Source organism: Nocardioides flavescens, assembly GCF_009823805.1.
GTDB classification, from domain to species: Bacteria; Actinomycetota; Actinomycetes; order Propionibacteriales; family Nocardioidaceae; genus Nocardioides; species Nocardioides flavescens.
This window is the reverse complement of record NZ_WUEK01000003.1, coordinates 86376-104971: the sequence shown is the minus strand read 5'-3', so window position 1 is coordinate 104971 and position 18596 is coordinate 86376. Positions and strand designations below refer to the sequence as shown.

Annotated in this window: 11 protein-coding genes; 1 reads left to right on the top strand and 10 read right to left on the bottom strand. The window is 72.2% G+C overall.

Features of this window, described 5'->3' with window-relative positions; translation table 11 throughout:
- Positions 1-64 precede the first annotated feature (64 nt).
- The 4 genes from GRQ65_RS05630 to GRQ65_RS05615 form a co-directional block, all read right to left on the bottom strand.
- The gene (locus GRQ65_RS05630) at positions 65-388 is read right to left on the bottom strand and encodes a cupin domain-containing protein (protein ID WP_337191509.1); all 324 of its coding nucleotides are present in this window, start codon (positions 386-388) and stop codon (positions 65-67) included.
- Positions 385-2712, bottom strand: coding sequence for an alpha-L-fucosidase (locus tag GRQ65_RS05625; protein WP_160876075.1), 2328 nt, complete (start codon positions 2710-2712; stop codon positions 385-387). Before GRQ65_RS05625 ends, GRQ65_RS05630 begins: the two co-directional genes overlap by 4 nt.
- Positions 2713-2863: 151 nt before the next feature.
- Positions 2864-5887, bottom strand: coding sequence for a carbohydrate binding domain-containing protein (locus GRQ65_RS05620; RefSeq protein ID WP_160876073.1), 3024 nt, complete (start codon positions 5885-5887; stop codon positions 2864-2866).
- 159 nt (positions 5888-6046) lie between these two features.
- The gene (locus GRQ65_RS05615; protein ID WP_160876071.1) at positions 6047-9946 is read right to left on the bottom strand and encodes a hypothetical protein; all 3900 of its coding nucleotides are present in this window, start codon (positions 9944-9946) and stop codon (positions 6047-6049) included.
- 248 nt (positions 9947-10194) lie between these two features.
- On the opposite strand from GRQ65_RS05615, the gene GRQ65_RS05610 reads away from it, so the two are divergent.
- Positions 10195-11484 (top strand): PAS domain S-box protein, encoded by a 1290-nt coding sequence (locus tag GRQ65_RS05610; protein WP_160876069.1) that lies wholly within the window; start codon positions 10195-10197, stop codon positions 11482-11484.
- Positions 11485-11492: 8 nt separating this feature from the next.
- On the opposite strand, the gene GRQ65_RS23830 is transcribed toward GRQ65_RS05610, so the two are convergent.
- The 6 genes from GRQ65_RS23830 to GRQ65_RS05580 are packed head-to-tail and all read right to left on the bottom strand — an operon-like array spanning position 11493 to position 18516.
- A complete protein-coding gene (locus GRQ65_RS23830) occupies positions 11493-12212 on the bottom strand; it encodes a TetR/AcrR family transcriptional regulator (protein WP_160876067.1) in 720 nt (239 codons plus the stop codon).
- A gap of 45 nt (positions 12213-12257) precedes the next feature.
- Positions 12258-13811 (bottom strand): AMP-binding protein, encoded by a 1554-nt coding sequence (locus GRQ65_RS05600; protein ID WP_160876065.1) that lies wholly within the window; start codon positions 13809-13811, stop codon positions 12258-12260.
- A 3-nt stretch (positions 13812-13814) separates the two neighbouring features.
- Positions 13815-14648: an SMP-30/gluconolactonase/LRE family protein gene (locus tag GRQ65_RS05595; RefSeq protein ID WP_160876063.1), complete on the bottom strand. Its 834-nt coding sequence runs from the start codon at positions 14646-14648 to the stop codon at positions 13815-13817.
- Positions 14649-14703: 55 nt separating this feature from the next.
- Positions 14704-15750, bottom strand: a complete 1047-nt coding sequence (locus tag GRQ65_RS05590; protein ID WP_160876061.1) for an ABC transporter permease — start codon at positions 15748-15750, stop codon at positions 14704-14706.
- A complete protein-coding gene (locus GRQ65_RS05585) occupies positions 15743-17332 on the bottom strand; it encodes a sugar ABC transporter ATP-binding protein (RefSeq protein ID WP_160876059.1) in 1590 nt (529 codons plus the stop codon). The genes GRQ65_RS05590 and GRQ65_RS05585 overlap by 8 nt, the downstream gene beginning before the upstream one ends.
- A complete protein-coding gene (locus GRQ65_RS05580; RefSeq protein ID WP_160876057.1) occupies positions 17332-18516 on the bottom strand; it encodes a sugar ABC transporter substrate-binding protein in 1185 nt (394 codons plus the stop codon). The genes GRQ65_RS05585 and GRQ65_RS05580 overlap by 1 nt, the downstream gene beginning before the upstream one ends.
- Positions 18517-18596 lie beyond the last annotated feature (80 nt).

Here is an 18596-nt window from a genome sequence, read left to right as displayed (position 1 = left end):
GTCGCCCCGCCCGGCCGCCGTGTCCGCCGAACGTCGACAACCTGTCCGATCGGCCCCCCACCCGTCAGGCGACGTACAGCTTGCGCAGCCGCTCGGTGATCTCCCAGGTGGTGCGGTCCCCGGCCCGCAGTCGTACGACGGCACCGGGCTCGAGCGCGAGGACGCTGCCGTCCTCGAACGTCACGGTGCCGCGACCCTCGAGCACCACGAAGACCTCGTCGGTCTCGACGTCCACGTCGACGCCGGGCCCGGCCGACCAGAGACCGACGGTGACGCCGCCGACCTCGGTGAGGGCGACCGACGTGGTGCGCAGCGGGTCGTCGGCCTCGGCGCCCATCGGGTGGGCGAGCGCGTCGGCGGAGACCAGCCGCTCGGAGGCCGCGCTCACGACGCGGCCCCGCCGGTGGGTCGCGGCACGACGACCCTGCGCTTGAGCACGACGATCCCGCCGGTGCCGCGGACCTTGACGACGACGGTGGCCCGGGCCCGGCCGAGGGTGCGGGGCACGGGCAGGCGCAGCACGACGCTGGGCGCCCCGCCCGGTGCGGCGGTGCGTCGGGAGACCACCGCCCCCGTGACGCTGAGCCGAGCCTCGACCCGGGTGGCGCCGGCGGCCGCGACGGTGACCTCGACGGTGCGGCGGCGGCGCTTCGCGAGCACCCGGACCCGGTTCAGCGTCGGCGCCACGACGGGTGCCGCGGACGGCACGCCAGGGGTCGACGGCGAGGCCGCGGCGGGTGCTGTGCCGTCGACCGGCTGCACCTGCAGCGACCACCGCTGGGCCCGCTGCCCGGCGGCCGGGACGCCCTGCACGAGCCCAGCGCCGGTGCCGGTCACCGCGCCCGCGGTGCTGATGACCAGCCCCGAGAAGCGGTTGGTGAGCACGGCTTCGCCCGCGGCGACGGTCGTGAGGGCCCAGTGCTGGCGGTAGGAGTCGGCGTCGTCGCCGAGGCGGACGGCGGTGCCCGCGGCCCGCGCGTCGTCGGCGACCTCGAGGAGCTGGCCGGAGGCCGTCTCCTCGAGCGTCCAGTATCCGTCGCCGGTCGAGGCGAGTCGCCACAGCTGACGCGCCGCGGCGCCACCCCCGGTCACCAGCCCCGCCCCGCCGACCTGGGCGCTCAGGCCCCCGGCCGCCTGCACCAGTCGCACCGTGAGACCGTCGAGCGCGCCTCGCGACAGCAGGACCGGCGCACTGCTCGTGCCGCCGACCTTCACCGCCCCGACGTTGGCGTAGTTGCCGCTGCCGGCGAGGACCTCCAACCTGACGTAGGCAGCCGTCACCGGCGCCCACGTCGCGAGCTTGGCGTTGCGGTCGGCCGCCCACGAGACGTCGGCCCGCTTCGTCCAGCTCACGCCGTCGACGCTGGTCGAGATCGCCGCCTTGGTGACGTCGCCGTCGGTGCCGTTCTGGCGGCCCCACTGCTTGGGGAGGTACTCCACCGCGGAGATCCCGCTCCAGGTGCCGCCGAGGTCGACGACCAGGCTCTGCGGGAGGGCGAAGGGGCCCGTCTTCGGGTTGCCGGAGGTCCACGTCGACCAGCAGGTCTCCCAGCCGTTGTCGCTGCGCCCGTCGATCGCGTTGCCAGGACCCTCGCCGTCGCGGGCTGCCGTGGCCCACGCCGCGACGGGCACGACCGGCCACTCGACCTTGACCGGCTGCGTCGGCAGGGCCGCACGCGCGGTGTTGGGCTTCCAGCTGCGGCCGATCTCGGCGAGCCGGTTCACGACGTTGGTGTCGAGACGGCCGTTGCGGTTGGGCGGGCAGTTGAGCAGCAGCGAGGTGTACCTGCCCTCCAGCTCCTTGAGGCGACTGACGGTGGTGGACGCCGAGACCAGCGACTCGGTGGGCGTCGAGGTGCGCCACAGCCAGCTGCTCGCGATCGTCTGGCCCTGCACCGCGGCGAAGGTGTTGCCCGACGGGGCGCGGATGCCCATCGGCTCCTCGAAGTAGACGGCGTCGCCCAGCCACGGCACCGACAGCGCACCGCGGTCGATCATCAGGCAGTTCGGCTGCAGGGCGCGGACCTTCTCACGCACCGCCTGCACGCTGATCGCCCGCTGGCCCGCGCGGTCGGCCCACTTCTCGGTGACCAGCAGGTCGATCTCGCCGTAGCCGCTCAGCAGCTCGTCGAGCTGGCCGAGCACGAAGTCGACGTCGTCCGGTGTGACGCTCGCCCGCGGGTCGGTGACCGACCTGCCGTCGTAGGCCTCGACCGGCTGGGTGCGGTCCCACATCGAGAACGAGAAGCCGACGCGCAGCCCCTGTGCGCGGAACGCCTCGACGTACGCCGCCACGACGTCCTGGGTCCAGCCGCTGTTGGCGACGTTCTGGGTGCTCCAGACGCTCGGCCACAGGGCGAAGCCGTCGGGCAGCTTGACCGTCAGCACGCCGTAGGTCATGCCGGCGGCCTTCGCCGCGGCCGCCCACTGCGCGCAGTCGACCTGCGTCGGCGCGAACGTCGTCGGGGGTCGCCCGGGCGCCGCGCTGTCCTCGCCGGTGAACGTCCCGATCCCGAAGTGGTTGACCATCCCGAACCTGAGCCCGGCGAAGCGTGCCAGCAGGGCATGGTTGTCGGTGACCGCGTCCGCCAGCGCGACCGAGCCGCCGAGCCCGCCGGCGAGCGCGCCGGCCGCCCCCGCAGCACCTGCCGTGGTGAGCAGGCCGCGCCGGCTCAGGCCACCTGCGGGTGCCTCGTCACACCGTGCCTGCATGGGCCCACTCCCCCTCGTGTCGCTCGTGGCGACCCCCGCCGGGCGCTGATCCTAGGACGCCCGACGCCCTACCCGGCCCCCGGGGACAGCACGACGCCGGCGCCGGGAGCGGTCGCCCCCGACGCCGGCGTCGTGGTTCAGATCCCGCGCGTCACCGGCGCTTCACGCGGACCCGCTCGACGGTCTTGTCGCCACCGATGCGGACGACGACCTTGACCTTGCCGGCCCTCGGGAACGCCACCCTCACCACGGCCCGGCCGTCGCGGAGCGTGAAGCGGTAGGTGCGGCCGGCGATCCGCACCCGGCCCTCCGAGGCGCCCGAGTCGGAGGTGATGACGAGGCGGACCCGCTGGCCGACGCGCACCGCACCCTTCGCCTTGACCTTCACCGACGGGCCCGTGGCGACCACCGGCGGGGCCGGGGTCGTCGGGACGGTCGGCACGGTCGGTGTCGCGGTGCCGGGCGTGCCGGGCTCCGTGCCCGGCGTGGGCCGGGCGCTCGTGAAGGTCCACGACCGCACGTCGAACAGGTCCTCGCCCGGAGTGCTCCCGTCGGCGCTGGCGAAGGTGAACCACACGTCCTCCACACCGCTGAGCGCACCGGCGGGGAGGTCAGCGCTGAGCGGCGTCCAGGTGGCGGCGTCGGTGGTGGTGCCGGTGGCCGCCGGCACGTCGATGACGGCGACGACGTCGTCGTCCGAGCGCTTCGAGCTGGTCCGCACCGTGATCGTGCCGCCGGCCTTCGAGCGGACGTCGGCGGTGACCCGGCTCGCCCCCGCCGCACCGAAGTCGACCTGCGACAGCGAGGTCCAGTCGCCGTCGTCGACGCTGGTCAGGATCGAGGAGGGCACCGAGGTCGCGAACGACGAGCTGCCGTCGAAGCCCTGCCGGGTGCCGGCCTGCCACGCGATGGTCTCCGCGCTGACCGGGCCGGCGTACGGGTCGAGAGTGCCCCGCTGGCCGGGGCCCTCCCACGTGCCCTTCGCCGGCGTGAGGGTGCCGTCGGCCGCGATGCCGATGCGGTCGATCTGGGCGTTGCGGAAGCCCTTGTTGCTGCCGTCGGCAGCGACGTCGAGCGTCGCGGCGTGGTAGGTGATGAACCACTCGCCACCGAACTGGAAGACCGCGTGGTGGTTGTTGCCACCGGTGTTCGGGAAGAACGACGCCTGGCTGTTGAACGCCCGTCCGACGTAGGTGTCCTCGGTCCAGGGCCCCATCGGGCTGTCGGACTTCATGTAGTTGATGACCCCGTTGCCGGTGCGCGGGTCGTCGTTGCCGAAGTTGGAGCAGTACGAGTAGTAGTAGGTGTCCCCCACCTTGTGGATGCCCGAGTCCTCGAACAGCGACGGGGCGTCGACGAGCTGGGCCTCGCCCTCGACGGAGATGAGGTCGTCGCCCAGCTTGATGACCCGCCCGGTGCCGGGGTCGTTCTGCTCGTTGACGGGCGTGTCCGGGTCGTCGTTAGGGGTGCCGCCACCGAAGTAGAGGTAGCCCTCGCCGTCGTCGTCGATGAGGACCGCCGGGTCGAAGAGCCAGATGACGTCGCGCGCCTCGGGGTTGGTGTTGCCGCGCACCCCCGGCGTGCTGAAGCTGACGAGCGCGCCCGGCAGCGGCGAGGTCCACGGCCCGACCGGCGAGTCCGCGGTGAGCACGTAGATGCCGCCACCGGAGTTGGCGAAGTAGAGGTAGAACTTCTCCTTGCCGTCGACGGTGCGGTGCACCGCGGCCGGGGCCCAGGAGTTGTTGGCCGTCTTGGCCAGGCCCGAGGGACCCGCCGCGTCGATGCCGCCGTGGTTGGTCCAGTTGACCAGGTCGGCGCTCGACCAGACGTTGATCTGGTTGATCCGTCCGTAGTCGTTGGACTGTCCCTTGTCGAGGTAGTCGGCCCACTCCTGGGTGTCGTTGGTCGTGTAGACGTAGAGCCGCCCGTCGTACTCCATCGCCCACGGGTCGGCGCCGAAGTTCTGCGTCACGAGAGGGTTGCCGCGACCCGGGGTCTTGGCGAACGCGCCGAAGTCGGTCGCGGTGTTGGCGGTGCGCTCGAGGTCGTCGGTGTACGTCGGCGCCGGGGGCGGGGTAGTGCTGCCGCCGGTCTTGGTCACGCTCACGTCGTCGAGCCAGAACGACGTCGGGAAGCCGGCGATCTGGGAGCCGTTCTCGACGAAGAGCTGCAGCGAGCGGACGTCGCGCTGAGGCACGGTGAACGACGCGGTGACGGTCGTCCACGCGTCCTTGGTGACAGCCTTGCTCCCGAGGACGACGTACTGCGCGCCGCCGGTGGCGGAGCCGTAGTCGGCGGTGAGCGCGAAGGGCACGCTGCCCGCGGCCGCGGCGTCGGCGTACTTCACCTTGAACGACGCGTCGTAGGTCGCCCCGGGCTCGACCGGCACGGACTGGGCCGCACCGCTGGTCGAGTCGGTGCGTCCGGAGACGAGCAGGCTGGAGCTGCCCGACGCCTTGTCCGTCGTGGTCGCCGCGATGCCCGAGGCCGCCCCGCGGGTGGTCCAGGGCGCGACGGCCTGGTCGTCGAAGGTGCCGCCGGAGACGAGGTTGCGGGTCGTGCCCTTCTCGGTCAGCACGACGTCGTCGACCATGAAGTCGAACAGGTCGGCAGTGGGCGAGGGGCTGGCCGTCCACGGGGTCTCGAAGAACAGCCGGAACCGCGAGACGTCCGTGCGGTCGGCCGGGATCGTGAACTCGCCGGTGACCGTGCGCCACGCGCCCTTGGCCACCCCCGCGGCCTGCACGAGGTTGACGTGCAGGTTGTAGGGCCCGTACTCGTCCTTCTGGGCGCTGGCGTAGCGGGCGGTGGCGTTGAAGCTCTTGGTGGCGGGGGCGTCGGCGCCGTCGTAGAAGACGCGCCACGAGAGTGTGTACGTCGTGCCGGCGGACATGCGCCCGCCGAGCTCGATGCCCGGACCGGACCCGGTCGTGGCGCGGCCGGTCGCCCGGATCACGCGGTTGGTGCTGTCGACCGGGTCGGCGACGACCGAGACCTCGCCGGTCTCGTTGGCGGTCCACAGCCCGCCCTCGAAGCCGCCGTTGGCGATGACCTGGCCGCCCTGCGGGGTCGCGGCCTGGGCACCGGGGCTGGCGCTCGTGAGGGCGAGCGCCGCCGCGGCCGTGCCGAGCGCGGTCACGGCGGCGAGACCGCGCGTTCCTCGACGCAGATTCATGGGTGTTCCTTCCGAGACAGGATGTGACGCTCACCACTGTGAGCGCTCACACCTGCGCACGTCAACCACCCCCAGGCAGACGAAGAGCCCCGGACCACGAAGGTCCGGGGCTCCCGTCGCGCTCCCCCCAGCGCCGTCACACCGCCGTACCGAGGCGCGTCAGCGCACCCGGATCGTAAAGCTCCGGCTGACCCGGACGCCGGCCGCATCGGTCGCGGTCAGGACGAAGGTGACCCGACCCGTCCGCGTCGGACGCCCCGTGACGAGGAACGCCGTTCCGGACGCGGTCGGACGCCCCCGCAGGCCGGCGGGCAGCCGGCCCTGGCGGGTCCAGCGGACCGTGCCGGTGCCACCTCCGACCGCGATCCGCACCTCGTAGCGCCGGCCGACCTTCGCCCGCGGCACCGACCCGGCACCGAAGGCGAGCGGGGCCGCCGGGAGGGTCGGGCCCGTCACGACGGGCGGGGTCTGGGTCGGGGTCGGAGCAGTCGTGGTGGGCGTCGTGGCCGCCGAGGGCGGCGCACCCAGGGCGATCGCGGTCAGCGTCAGCTGGTCGTTGGTCGACAGGAGCGCGGGGAGCACCGGCCCCACCGTCACCGGGCTGCCGGCCGCCCGGGCCCGCTGCACCGAGCCGGGCAGCGGGAGCAGGCCGTCGAGCGGGTCGAGGGCGTCGGGGTCGACCACGTCGGTGACGAGGCGACCCGGAGCGGTGCCGGCCCGGCCCGCGACGGTCTTCGCGAGCTCGGCCTTGAGGGCGTCGACCAGCCCCTTCGACCCGACCAGGCTCGCCGGGAGCGCCGTGAGGTCGTGCCGGCGGAGCGCTCCGCTGGCGCCGAGCTGGAGGAAGCTGCCCAGCATCGCGTTGGCCCCGTCGAGCCGGACGAGGGCGTCGTGGAGCGGACCGGAGGCGGTGTTGCCTGCGGTCTGGGTGCCGCGGAGCAGCCCGCGGTAGACGTCCGCCTGCTGGGTCACGAGGTGGCTGTCGATGCTCGTCTGCGCCGCCCTCGCCGCGCTCGCCTGGGTCAGGATGCGCGTGGTGCCGTCGGCGCCGACCTCGCACAGCCCGGCCGTGGCCCGCTCCGACGCGGTGCAGGTGCGGGCGTACGGCGCCGAGGCGGTCGAGAGCGTCGGGTCGAGGCCGGCGATCGGCTGGTCGAGCACGCCCCCGGGGTCGATCGCGGCGCGGTTGCCCTGGTAGGACGCGGACGCACCGGCCCTGGTGAGGTCACCCCACTCGAGCCGCACCTTGGCGGCCGTCGTCGGAGCCCGGTAGCTGGGCACGGTCTTCACGTTCGTCAGCTCGTAGAAGGTCTTGCTCGTGCCGAGGTTGGTGCCGACGAGGTCGGCGTTGACGTAGGTCTGCACGGCTCCGGCGTCGTCGTAGGCGCCCGCGGGCACGGACGTCCACGGGCCCACGGGCGCGGTGGCGTCGGCGGCACCGCGGCGCACGAGGCTCTGCACGTAGACCGGTGCGCCCCGGACCCCGGCGGCGTCGACCGGCGTCCAGGTCCACACGAACGCCGTGTCGTCGTACTCGTAGCCGACCGTGGTCGCGACGCCCCAGACGTTGGCCTTCCCGACGCCCGGGTCCCAGAAGACGTTCGAGCAGCCCGTGCCGGCGATCTGGTTGACGAGCATCCACTGCGTGCCGAACTGGCACGCGGTGACCCGGGTCGAGCGGGTCGTGGTCTTGTAGCAGACGTCGAGCGTGCCGAGGCCCATCCGGTCGGCCCACTGGTAGACCTGCGGGACCCCCTGTGAGCTCGGGGTGAGCGACGCCGGGCGCTCCATCGTGCCGAGGGCCGTCTGCGTCGTGCCCGCCGGGGCGGCGCACTGTGAGACCTGGCCGCGGCCCGGGAGCGTGGGCCACAGCCCGGAGAGGTCGGAGACATCGGACGAGCCGTCGACGAAGGGGTCGAAGCTCGGACGGCCCTGCGCCGCGAGGGGCGCGGTGACCGTGCGGTTGCCCGGGCCGTCGTAGCCCGGCACCACGGCCGACAGCGACTGCACGGCCTGCCGCACCAGCGCATCGACCGGCGGGGTGTCCTCGCTCGGCGCCTGGCACGGCGTGCCGGCCGGCGCGAACGCCGCACTCGTGCGGGCGCAGACCAGGTGGTTCAGCAGGGTGCTGCGCGTCCCCGCCGTCGTGTCCGCAGTGGAGACGGCGGACGTGAGGGACGCGAGCGGGGCGCCGAGCTGCTGGATGTCGCTCAGCCAGCGGCGGTAGCCGGCGCTGACGTAGCGCGGGTTCTCGAGCATGAGCTGGGCGTAGGCCCTCGAGGCGAGCACGAAGTCGTCGATGTTGGCCAGCTGCGGCTCGTCACCGGTGAGCCCGGACAGACGACCCGTCGTCCAGCCGCGCTGCGCGGGCACCTGGTCGAGGAAGTGGACGTTGCTGGCGATGCCGGTGCTGAGCTGGTTGGCGTCGTTCTGCACGTCGTACGACGGCCGGTCGGTGTTGAGCTCCGGGCTGTGCCGGGCCGTCACCGTCGCGAAGGTGTGGAGGTAGGCCGCGGCGTCGTTGAAGGCCGCCAGCGGGAGGGCGGTGCCGTTGCGCTCGGAGTAGCCCAGCGCCGAGTTGATGGTCTGGCGCAGCTGGGAGTTGGTGCCGTTGCGCAGCGCCTCGAGGAGGTTGTTCTGCACGGCGTCGAGCGAGCCCTGCAGCCGGTTGAGGGTGTCGTACATCTGGCCGATCTGCACCCGCGCCTGCTCGATGTCGATGACGGCGCGGTCGAGCTTCTGGGAGATGTCGTCGAGCTGGGCCGAGACCCGCGAGAGACCCTCGAAGACCAGCGTGAACTGGCTGGTCACGGCGTTCTGGAACTCCGCCATCTGCGCCGAGATGTTGTCGAGCTGGGCCATGACCAGATCCTCGGCCGACGGACCGACCGCACCGGTCCACTCGAGCACCAGCGGCAGCAGCGTCATGACCACGCCGAGGGCGTTGCCCGAGAGCGCGGCCCGACCGATGTCGGCGGAGGTGAAGTCGTTGAAGGCCATCGCCAGCAGCGTCACCTGGGTCGCGACCGCGCCGGCCTGCTCCACGATGTCCTTGGCCGCGCTGGTGCCCCCGGTCAGGAAGCCGGTCTGCAGGGCCAGCGTCGTCTCCGCGTCGCGGGCGTCCTCGACGGCGTCCTCGGACTCCTGGGCGCTCGCGGGGTCGACCGGGGTCGAGCCGCCCGCGCCCGAGGCGGCGACGTCCTGCGTGGTGGCGAGCGCCTGGCCGAGGTCGGCCATGGCGGCGCCGATGGTGTGCGGCGCCGGGTCGCGCGGCGTCCCGGCGATGGCACCGCCGGTGGTCGTGAGGTTGCCCGCCTGGTCGCGCAGCGCGGCGAGCGCCTGCACGTCGGGGTTGTCCTTCAGCCGCGGCGCGGTCGTGAGCAGCACCGCGCTCGTGGCGGAGACCGAGACGCCGGTGGCGCTCTGCCACACGCGGTCGCGGGCCGTGGCGAACCGGCTGTTGCCGTCGGCGAGGGCCGCACTGTCACGCAGCACCGAGGCGGGCGCGAACGTCGGGGAGGCGAGCAGCCGCGACTCGGTGTCGCCGGTCGCCCCGAGCGCGCTCTCGGCGTAGGTGTCGGCGGCGACCCGGGTGACCTCCTGGGCGGTCAGCGCGACCACCTCGGTGGTCGCGCGCTGCAGCGTGGCGGCGAGCGGGCCGCGGTCGGCCGCGGCGGCGCTCTGGAACAGCACCATCGTGCGCGTGATGCGGGAGTCGAACGCCCGCCCGGTGACGGAGGCCGCGCCCGCGACGAGGCCCTGGACCGCCGTGGCCGCGGCGGCCGGGTCGGCCGACGGGTCGAGCGCGTAGACGTGCTGCAGCACCCGTTCGGCCAGGAGGTCGGAGGTGTGCGCCGGGTCGGAGAGCCGGGCCACGTCGGCCGCGACGAACAGGTGGCGGCGGAACTCCGCGGCGTTCACCGAGACGGGCTCGGCGGCGATCTGGGTGACGAGCGGGACGGGCGTGGTCGCGGCGTACGCCGGCACGGAGACGAACGGCAGGCTCGTCGTCGACACGGCGACGGGCAGGGCGAGGCAGAGGGCGAGACGCCGCAGCATGGACGGACCTTTCCGAGGGACGACAGAGGCAGCGGCAGACCCCGTGGCCCGCAGTCGTGCTGTCCTAGCAATTCTGGGTGCGCACCCCGCCGGTCGGGTACTAGCCAGGGGACCCATGTTGTGCGCGTCCGTCCACCCCTGGTAGCGAGTCCTGGATACGCTCAAGGGTCCCGATCTCCGCGCGAACCGCGTGGCCGGAGCGGCACCACACGACAGGCGGGCGGATCATCGACGAGCACCACGACTCCGTGCCCGAGCTCTCCGCCGACCGGGTCGTGCTGCTCACCCCCGACTGGACCGGGATCCTGGACGCCAACACCACCTGCCGCTACCAGCTGCGGCTCTCGCGCGAGGACATCCTGAGCGGCGGCATCTCGATCTTCGACCCGACCGACGAGCGCGTCGAGGCGGCGCGCGCGGAGCAGCGGCGCACCGGGACCTTCGAGGGCCGGCTCCGGCTGCAGCCCAAGGAGGGCGCGCCGTTCGAGGCCTCCGTCACCGTCGTCGCGGTCTCGCCCGCCCACGACGCGGACGGAGTGGCCCAAGGTCTGGCGAGGATGACCTACGACTCCGACCGGCAGGTGCCCCCGGCGCTCGAGCAGAGCTGGTCGCGCCACCCGCTGCACCACTCCCCCGACGTGGTCGCGCTCTACGAGGCCGACGGGACGCTGCGCTACATCAGCCCGTCGGTCTCGGACGTGCTCGGCTGGACGCCGGAGGAGATGACGGGCCGGGTGACCATCGACCTGGTCCACCCCGACGACGTCGAGCCGATGATCGACGCCATGCTCGACGCGGTCGCGACCCCCGGCCCCGCCGTCCCGATGGTCTTCCGGGTGCTGCACCGCGACGGGGGCTGGCGTCACCTCGAGGTCGTGGTCCGGGACCTGTCCGACGACCCCGAGGTGGGCGGCTCGACCGTCCACTTCCGCGACATCACCCGCCGCGTCGAGGAGCTCGACGCGAGCTGGTTCGAGGTCCTCGACGCCCTCGAGGGCTCCTCGGCCGGCATCGCCCACGTCACGCCCGAGGGGCGTGTGCTCCGCGTCAACGACCGGTTCCAGGAGATCGTCGGCCGATCGGACCACGAGCTCCTGCAGCTCGACAGCCTGAGCGAGGTCCTCCACCCCGACGACCGGGAGGCGCACCGGACCGAGCTCGCCCGGCAGGTGGCGGGCGGCTCACCCACCGTCGCCGACTGGCGCTGCGCGCGGCCCGACGGCTCGATCGCGTGGGTCACCTCCACGGTGCAGCGCCCCGTCCGCTCCGGTCTCGCGGCCGACCTGCTCGTCTTGACCGTAGAGGACGTCACTGCCCGCAAGGAGGCCGAGCGGGCCGTCGCCCTGCTGACCCCCCGCGAGCGCGAGGTGCTGACGATGCTCGCCGAGGGGCTCGACAACAACGAGATCGCCCAGCGGCTCTTCGTCAGCGTGCACACCGTGAAGCACCACGTGCAGGGCGTGCTCCGCAAGCTCGAGGTGCCCGACCGCCGCCGCGCCGCCGAGCGGGTCGCCGCGATGGGCGTCGTCCCGACGTAGGGGATGGCTCAGAGTCCGCGCGTTGCTTGCCTGTCCTCGGACGGCGGACGACGCGGGTAGGACGGCTCGAGCGCCGGAGCCAAGTCGCTGAAGAAGGCCAGCAGCTCGGACACGGTGCGCCCGCGGCTCTCGCCCGACCCCGCGCTCAGACCGCGCAGGGTGTTGCTGGCGAACTCCGCGGCGACGTCCTCGACCGACATCGGGTCGTGCGGACGGAACCAGGTCCAGACGTAGTTGCACATGCCGAAGATCTGGAACGACGTGAGCGTGACGTCCTCGAAGTCGAAGGCGCCCGCGATCTGCCCACGCCGCAGGATCCCGGTCATGATCGAGCTGAACTCGTTGCGCAGGGTGCGCATCGCCTGGACATCGCCGCCGAACGGGAATCGCGACTGCTCGCGCAGGAACGAAATGGTGCCGGGTCGGTCGTCGCGATGCGCCCGGATGATCGTGTACATCATCGCGGCGAGCTGCAGCTCGGTCTCGGGCACTCGCTCCAGGACGCGGTACATCTCGCGCACCCGGCGCTCCATGTACTGCTGGTGCCCCTCCGCCATGATGAGGTTCTTGGACGGGAAGTGGTGGACGACCGTGCCCTTGCTGATGCCGAGCGCGGTGGCCAGCATCGAGACGCTCGCGACCTCGAACCCGTGCTCGGCGACGAGCTCGCTGAACTGGTCGATGATCTGCTGACGGGTCTCGGGTCCGTTGCGACGTTCTGCCGGCACGGTCCCACCCCCTCTCCAGCTGTCCCGGCCCGGCGACCGGTCTCGTCAGGACCCGGCGATGGCTCCGGTGGCGATCATGTCCCGGAGCCGGAACTTCTGGATCTTCTGAGACGGCGTGCGGGGCAGTTCGGTCACGAAGACTACCCGGCGGGGTTTCTTGAACCCGGCGAGGTGCGAGCGGCAGTGCTCGACCAGCTCCTCCTCGGTGACCGGGACGTCGTTGATCACGACGACGGCGCAGACCGCCTCGACGAAGACCGGGTCCGGGACACCGACGACGGCGGCGTCCACGACCGCGGGGTGACGCAGGAGCACGTCCTCGATCTCGGCCGGGGAGATGTTCTCGCCGCCGCTGCGGATCATGTCCTTCTTGCGCCCGGCGATGGACAAGGTGCCGTCGGTGACCAGTCCGAGGTCGCCCGTGTGGCACCAGCCGTCGGTGAAGGTCTCTGCCGTGGCCTCGGGCTTGTTCCAGTAACCCAGTGAGTTCGCCGGGCTGCGGGTCCAGATCTCACCGACCGTGCCGGGGGCGACCGGCTCACCGGCGTCGTCGCGCACCGACACCTCGACGAACGGGTACGCCCGACCGACGCTGGCGGGGCGGGCGTAGCCCATCCCCGGAGCCGAGCACGTCGCCATGGGCGTGCCCTCGGTCAGGCCGTACAGCTGGATCAGGTCGGCGCCCGGCACGCGATGCTCCAGGCGCTCGCAGACCGACGGCATCAGCGCGTCGCCACCGGTGAAGATCCGCCTCAGCGACGACAGGTCGACCTCGTCCGCGTCACGCTCGACCAGCTGGTTGATCATGACCGGGAACAGCAGCAGGTCGGTCACCTCGAGGCGCTCGACGAGGTCGAGGGTGCGGCCGAGGTCGAAGTTCTTGCTGCGGAGCATCACCCCGTGGCCGCCCATGGCGAGGGTAGGGAGGACGTAGTTCTCCAGCCCGCCGATGTGGTAGAGGGGGCCAGTCACCATCGTCACGGAGCTCTCGTCGAAGCGCCACTCCATGACCTGCAGTGCGGCCCACCACGTCGTGGTGCCGTGAGACCACAGGACACCCTTCGGCCGGCCGGTCGTACCCGAGGTGTACATGATCATCGCGCCCTGCTCAGCCGTCGGCAGCGGGAGGTCCAGCGGCGCGGTGTCGCCGCGCTCGAGGTGGCTCCACGGCTGCGCCCAGGACGGCCGGTCCTCCTCGGGACCGAAGGCGACGTGGTGGCGCACCGGGACCACGGAGCGCAGCCTGCTGAGCCGAGCCAACAGCTCGCCGTCGCCGAGCAGCACGATGGCGCCGGAGTCGTTGAGCACGTAGTCGAGCTCCTCCACCCCGAGGCGGAAGTTGAGCCGCACTGCGATGGCGCCGATCCTGGTGATCGCGAAGTAGGCGATCCAGTACTCCACGCTGTTGTACATCAAGATCCCGACCCGGTCGCCCGCCCCGACCCCGAGGTCGAGCAGCTCGCGGGCATAGGCATGGGTCCGCTCCCCGAGCTGGCGGTAGGTCACCGGCTCGTCGTCCTCGAGGCTCAGGGCCGGGCGGTCGGGGTCGAAGCGGGCCACGTCACCGTGGACGTGACGCAGGAAGAAGGAGATGTCCACGGGCTAGCCCTCGATCCGCATCCGGTAGATCTTGCCCTCGCGCACCGTGGTCTCGGCGGGTTGCCAGCTGTTCGACGTCGACATGAACAGCGTCCGGCCGTCGGGGCCACCGACTGCGCAGTCGACGGCGAGCTCGTCGCCCACCGAGACCTCGTGGGTGATCTCGCCGCCCTCGACCACGCGCACGAACTTGTGCTCGAGGATCGAGGAGACCCAGACGCCGTGGTCCGCGTCGACGTCGATGCCATCGGCGGTGCTGTCGGCCCACAGCGGAGCCCATTCGCGGCGGTTCGTCATCCGACCTTCGTCGTCGAGATCGAACGCCGTGAGGCAGTGGCCCCAGGTCTCGGCGACCACGAGTGTGCGGGTGCCCGGCAGCAGCACGGTGCCGTTGGGGAAGGTGAACCCCTCCGCCCCAGGCTCGGCGGTGCCGTCTGGACGGATGTGCAGGACCGGGCCGGGCTCGGCCGGTGCGTTGTTGTAGAAGTCGTAGCCGAAGCCGCCGAGGTAGCCGTGGCCGTCTGGGGTGACGCAGAGCTCGTTGGTGGGCCACTGCGTGAGGTCCGAGACGTCGGCCCAGACCGTCAGGGACCCGTCCGCCCCGACGCGGTAGACGGTGTTGTCGAGCATCGAGCTCACCAACAGGTCCCCGTCGGGGGTCCAGCCCAGTCCGCTCGGCTGGCCGTCGAGCTTGGCGATCTCTTCGAGCTCGGTGGTCTCGGGATTGAGGGCGAGCACCTGTCCGGTGTGCATGTCGGAGAAGTAGAGGCGCCCCTCGCGCCAGCGGCTGCCCTCTGGGAAGCGTAGGCCGCCGGTCACGAGCTCGGGCTCAGGCATGGTCACAGTGTTCCTCCGGGTGGCGTGGTCATGTGGGAATGTGGGTCGGGACGGTTCAGGCCGGCTGGCGACGGGCCCGGCGGCGGCTGATGACGGCGGCGAGGACGACGGCACCGAGCAGCGCGCCACCGTTGAACGTCGGCTGCACCCAGTCGGCAGCGCCGGCGAGGGTGAGGCCGTTGACGATGACGGCGACGAGGTAGACGGCGATCACCGTCCCCGGCACGTTGAAGGTGCCGGGACGGATGGTGGTGCTCCCGAGGAACACCGCCGAGAGAGCCGGCAGCGTGAACCCGGGACCGAGCTGCGGGCTGGCTGATCCCTGCAGCCCGAGCTGCGCGACCCCCGCCAGTGCCGCGAGCGCGGCGCTGAAGACCAGGGTGCTGCAGGTCAGGCGTGGGACGTCGAGGCCGACGAGGGCGGCCGCACGGGCATTGGAGCCGATCGCATAGAGGTAGCGGCCGTAGGGGGTGTAGCGGAGCATCACATAGACCAGCGCGGCGACGACGGCGAGCCCGAAGACGAGCTTGGGCACAGCCAGCCAGGTGCCGTTGGTCGCGTCGATGATCGACGGCGGCACGCCGACGATGGTGAGCGAGCCGGAGTACCACAGCACGAAGCCCGAGATCACCGTCGCGGTCGCTGTCGTGACGATCAGGGAGTTCACGCCGAGATAGGCCACGACGTAGCCGTTGATCAGGCCCACGAGAGCTCCGATGAGGACCACGGCGAGGATCGCCAGCACCGGCGGGACGTCGTGACGCGACATCAGGCCCGCGCACAGCAGCGCCGAGGCCCCGAGGACCGCACCGACGGACAGGTCGTACTGACCGGCCACGATCGGTACGAGCACGGCGAGGGCCGCCACGCCGAGCACGGCCTGACCGGCCAGGAGATTCGAGAGGTTCGCCTGGGTGGGGAACGTCGCGCTGGTCGCCGTGACCGAGGAGAAGACCACGACCAGCACCACGAGCAGGCCCGGAACGGCGTACCGCTCGACCGCTCCGAGGACGCGTCGCGCTCCGCGGGGTCGCTCGCGTGCGGGAGTGGGCGCCGCCTCCGGCGGCGTCGGCGCCTCCAGGACGCGCTGTTTCTCAGGCATGATGGACGACCTCCGCGATCGCGGGCACCGTGAGGTCGGCGCCGGTGAGTGTGGTGACGTGTCGGCCGCGGGCGTAGACCACGACGCGACGACAGTGGGTGGCGAGCTCCTGGTAGTCGGAACTGACGACGAGCGCTGCCGCGCCGCCGTCGACGGCGTCGGCGATGAGCGCCCAGATCTCCGCGCGGGCCCCGATGTCCACGCCCTGGGTCGGCTCCTCGAGGAGCAGGCAGCGCGGCTCGCGCACCATCCAGCGGGCCACCGAGACCTTCTGCTGATTGCCGCCGGACAGGCTCGTCACCTCGGCGGTCGCGTCGGCCGGATGCACCCGGAACCGGCGTACGGCGTCCGCTGCTGCCGAGCGCTGCCGGCGGATCGACAGCAGACCACCACGTCGATGAGCCGGGAGCGAGGCGAGCAGGACGTTCTCCCCCACCGACAGACCGGGGAAGAGCGCCTCGCGCAGCCGCTGGCCGGGCAGGTAGGCGACGCCGTGTGCCATCGCGCGCCCCGGGTTCCGCAGGCGCAGCGGCCGACCCCCCAGGGAGACGGTGCCACCGGTGAGCCGCTCGAGGCCGAACACCGTGCGCAGAACCCTCGACCCCGTCAGACCTCCGGCGTCGACCAGTCCGACGATCTCGCCTGGACGCACCTCCAGGTCGATGCCCTCGAGGGTGTCGGTGCGCACACCCTGCAGTCGGAGGCCGTCGTGCGCGCCGCCGGCGTGCGGCTCGGTGGCCCGGGCGGTGCGCTGCTCGGTGGCGGCGTCCACGCCGGTGATCAGGCTGCCGAGGTCGTCCTCGGTGCGGTCGGCCAGGGGACCGGTCGCGGCGACGCGCCCCTGGCGCAGCACGGTGATCCGGTCGCACACCGCTACCACCTCGCCCAACCGGTGCGTGACCACGAGGATCGCGTGCCCCTCGTCGGCGTAGCGTCGGATGGCGCTCATGAGCTCGTCGGCCTGCCCTGAGGGGAGCGCGGCCGTGGGCTCGTCCAGGACGACGATCGCCCGACCGCCCGGCTCGACGTCGTGCAGTGCCCGGGCCGCGGCCAGCAGGGTCTGCTCCGCGAGCGAGAGCGTGGAGACCAACGCCTCCGGGGCCAGATCCAGGTCGAAGCGTGCGAGCACGTCCTCGGCGTCGCGGCGCAGCCGCGACCACGAGACCAGGCCGCGACGGGCGTGCAGCGACGCCTCGATGAACAGGTTCTCGGCGACCGTCAGGTCGGGCACCAGACCGAGGTCCTGATGGATGAAGCGCAGGTGGTGGCGGCGCGCCTCGGCGGCCGACCACCGGGTGAGGTCGGTCGGCTCGGCCCCGCCGGCCACCTCGACAGTGCCGCCGGGGTCGGCACCGACGACGCCCGCGAGGATCTTGATCATCGTGGACTTGCCGCTGCCGTTGCCGCCGAGCAGTGCGTGGACCTCGCCGAAGGACAACTGCAGCTCGGCGTCGAGCAGGACGGGCGCCGCCGTGTAGGTCTTGGTGACCCCGCGGGCCGTGAGGGCCGGCGCCCGGCCGGCCCCCACGATCGGAGCCGCCCGGTGCGAGCCCACCTCGGTCGTGCCGGTGGGCTCGGACATCAGGACACCTTCCACAGGGCCTTGTAGGCCGAGACGTAGTCGACGGTCGGGCGACCCTCGCCGTCGACGTTGCCGTCGTAGTAGTCCGGATCGATGGGGAGGTTGTGCTCCTTGTCGATCGCCTGCGTGCCGATGCCCTGGTCGACCTGCTCCTCGCCCGACAGAATCCGGTTCAGGTCGTCGAGGGTCGCCCACCCGATCCGCGTGAAGGGCAGGCCGGCGGCGAAGGTCTGCGGTCCGTCGCCGGCGATCTGCTCGACGTTGGGCTGCAGCCCGCCGATCCCGGCGAGGATCGTGCCGCTCTTGGCCGAGCGTGCGGCCTGGCCGACTCCGAGGGTGATCAGGGCGTCGACCGGCGCGAAGATCGCGTTCGCGTTCGGCTGGCGGGCCACGCCTGCGGCCGCCTTGGACTGGACCGCACTGCCGGCGTAGTCGGCCGCCACGATGGTGACCCGCTCGAAGGAGCAACCTTCGCAGGCCTTCATGGCGGTCTCGAAGCCCTGGCCGACGTACTTGTCGAACAAGACGTCGTCCTCGTAGATCTCCACGACCTCGGCCTTGCCATCGGTCTTGTCGATGATGTAGTTCGCGGCGGTCTCGCCGAGGCTCTCGAGGTAGGTCGCGAGGGAGGCGTCGGCACCGCCGAGGCCGAGCGAGGCGGTGAAGAGGGGCTCTGCGCCGATCGTGGGGTCGTCACAGTCGAAGCTGAGGAGTCCGTAGACGGTCACGCCGGCGGCCTTGGCCTCCGTGAGCGGCTGCTGGACCGATCCGCAGTCGATCGCGACCAGCACGATCGCGTCGGCCTTGGCCGCGATCGCCTGTCGGATCAGCGTGCTGTACGTCGAGAAGTCGAGCTTGCCGTCCGCGACGGTCACGTCCCAGCCGACGCTCTGGGCGGCCTCCTGCAGCGCGAGGGTCGGCGTCGCGCAGCCGGGCGCACCCTGGCTGCAGGACACAATCCAGAGGTTCTGATCGGGCTTGATGGCCGGCCCGGTCGTGGGGAGAGGTCGGTCGGTGCCGGTGTAGGCGGCCTCGACGGCACTCGAGACCGAGTCGAGCGTCGAGGCGGAGGTCGTGCCGGTGGCACTCGTCCCGCCCCCGCACGCGCTGGTGAGCATCAAGGTCCCGAGAAGACCCGCGAGCACGGCGGTGCGGGCTCGCAGGGAGGTGGACAGGCGGCGCATGGGCCCTCCTTCAGAACGGTGTGAGTGTGACCTCGATTACGTCGACCCGGAAGTTATCGTACGAACGTACGGCGTGCAAT

What these genes read in the sequence shown, in the direction of transcription:
- GRQ65_RS05625 (WP_160876075.1), bottom strand. Translation starts at nt 2,712, where the DNA reads ATGCAGGCACGGTGTGACGAGGCACCCGCAGGTGGCCTGAGCCGGCGC.
- GRQ65_RS05620 (WP_160876073.1), bottom strand. Translation starts at nt 5,887, where the DNA reads ATGAATCTGCGTCGAGGAACGCGCGGTCTCGCCGCCGTGACCGCGCTC.
- GRQ65_RS05615 (WP_160876071.1), bottom strand. Translation starts at nt 9,946, where the DNA reads ATGCTGCGGCGTCTCGCCCTCTGCCTCGCCCTGCCCGTCGCCGTGTCG.
- GRQ65_RS05595 (WP_160876063.1), bottom strand. Translation starts at nt 14,648, where the DNA reads ATGCCTGAGCCCGAGCTCGTGACCGGCGGCCTACGCTTCCCAGAGGGC.
- GRQ65_RS05590 (WP_160876061.1), bottom strand. Translation starts at nt 15,750, where the DNA reads ATGCCTGAGAAACAGCGCGTCCTGGAGGCGCCGACGCCGCCGGAGGCG.
- GRQ65_RS05585 (WP_160876059.1), bottom strand. Translation starts at nt 17,332, where the DNA reads ATGTCCGAGCCCACCGGCACGACCGAGGTGGGCTCGCACCGGGCGGCT.
- GRQ65_RS05580 (WP_160876057.1), bottom strand. Translation starts at nt 18,516, where the DNA reads ATGCGCCGCCTGTCCACCTCCCTGCGAGCCCGCACCGCCGTGCTCGCG.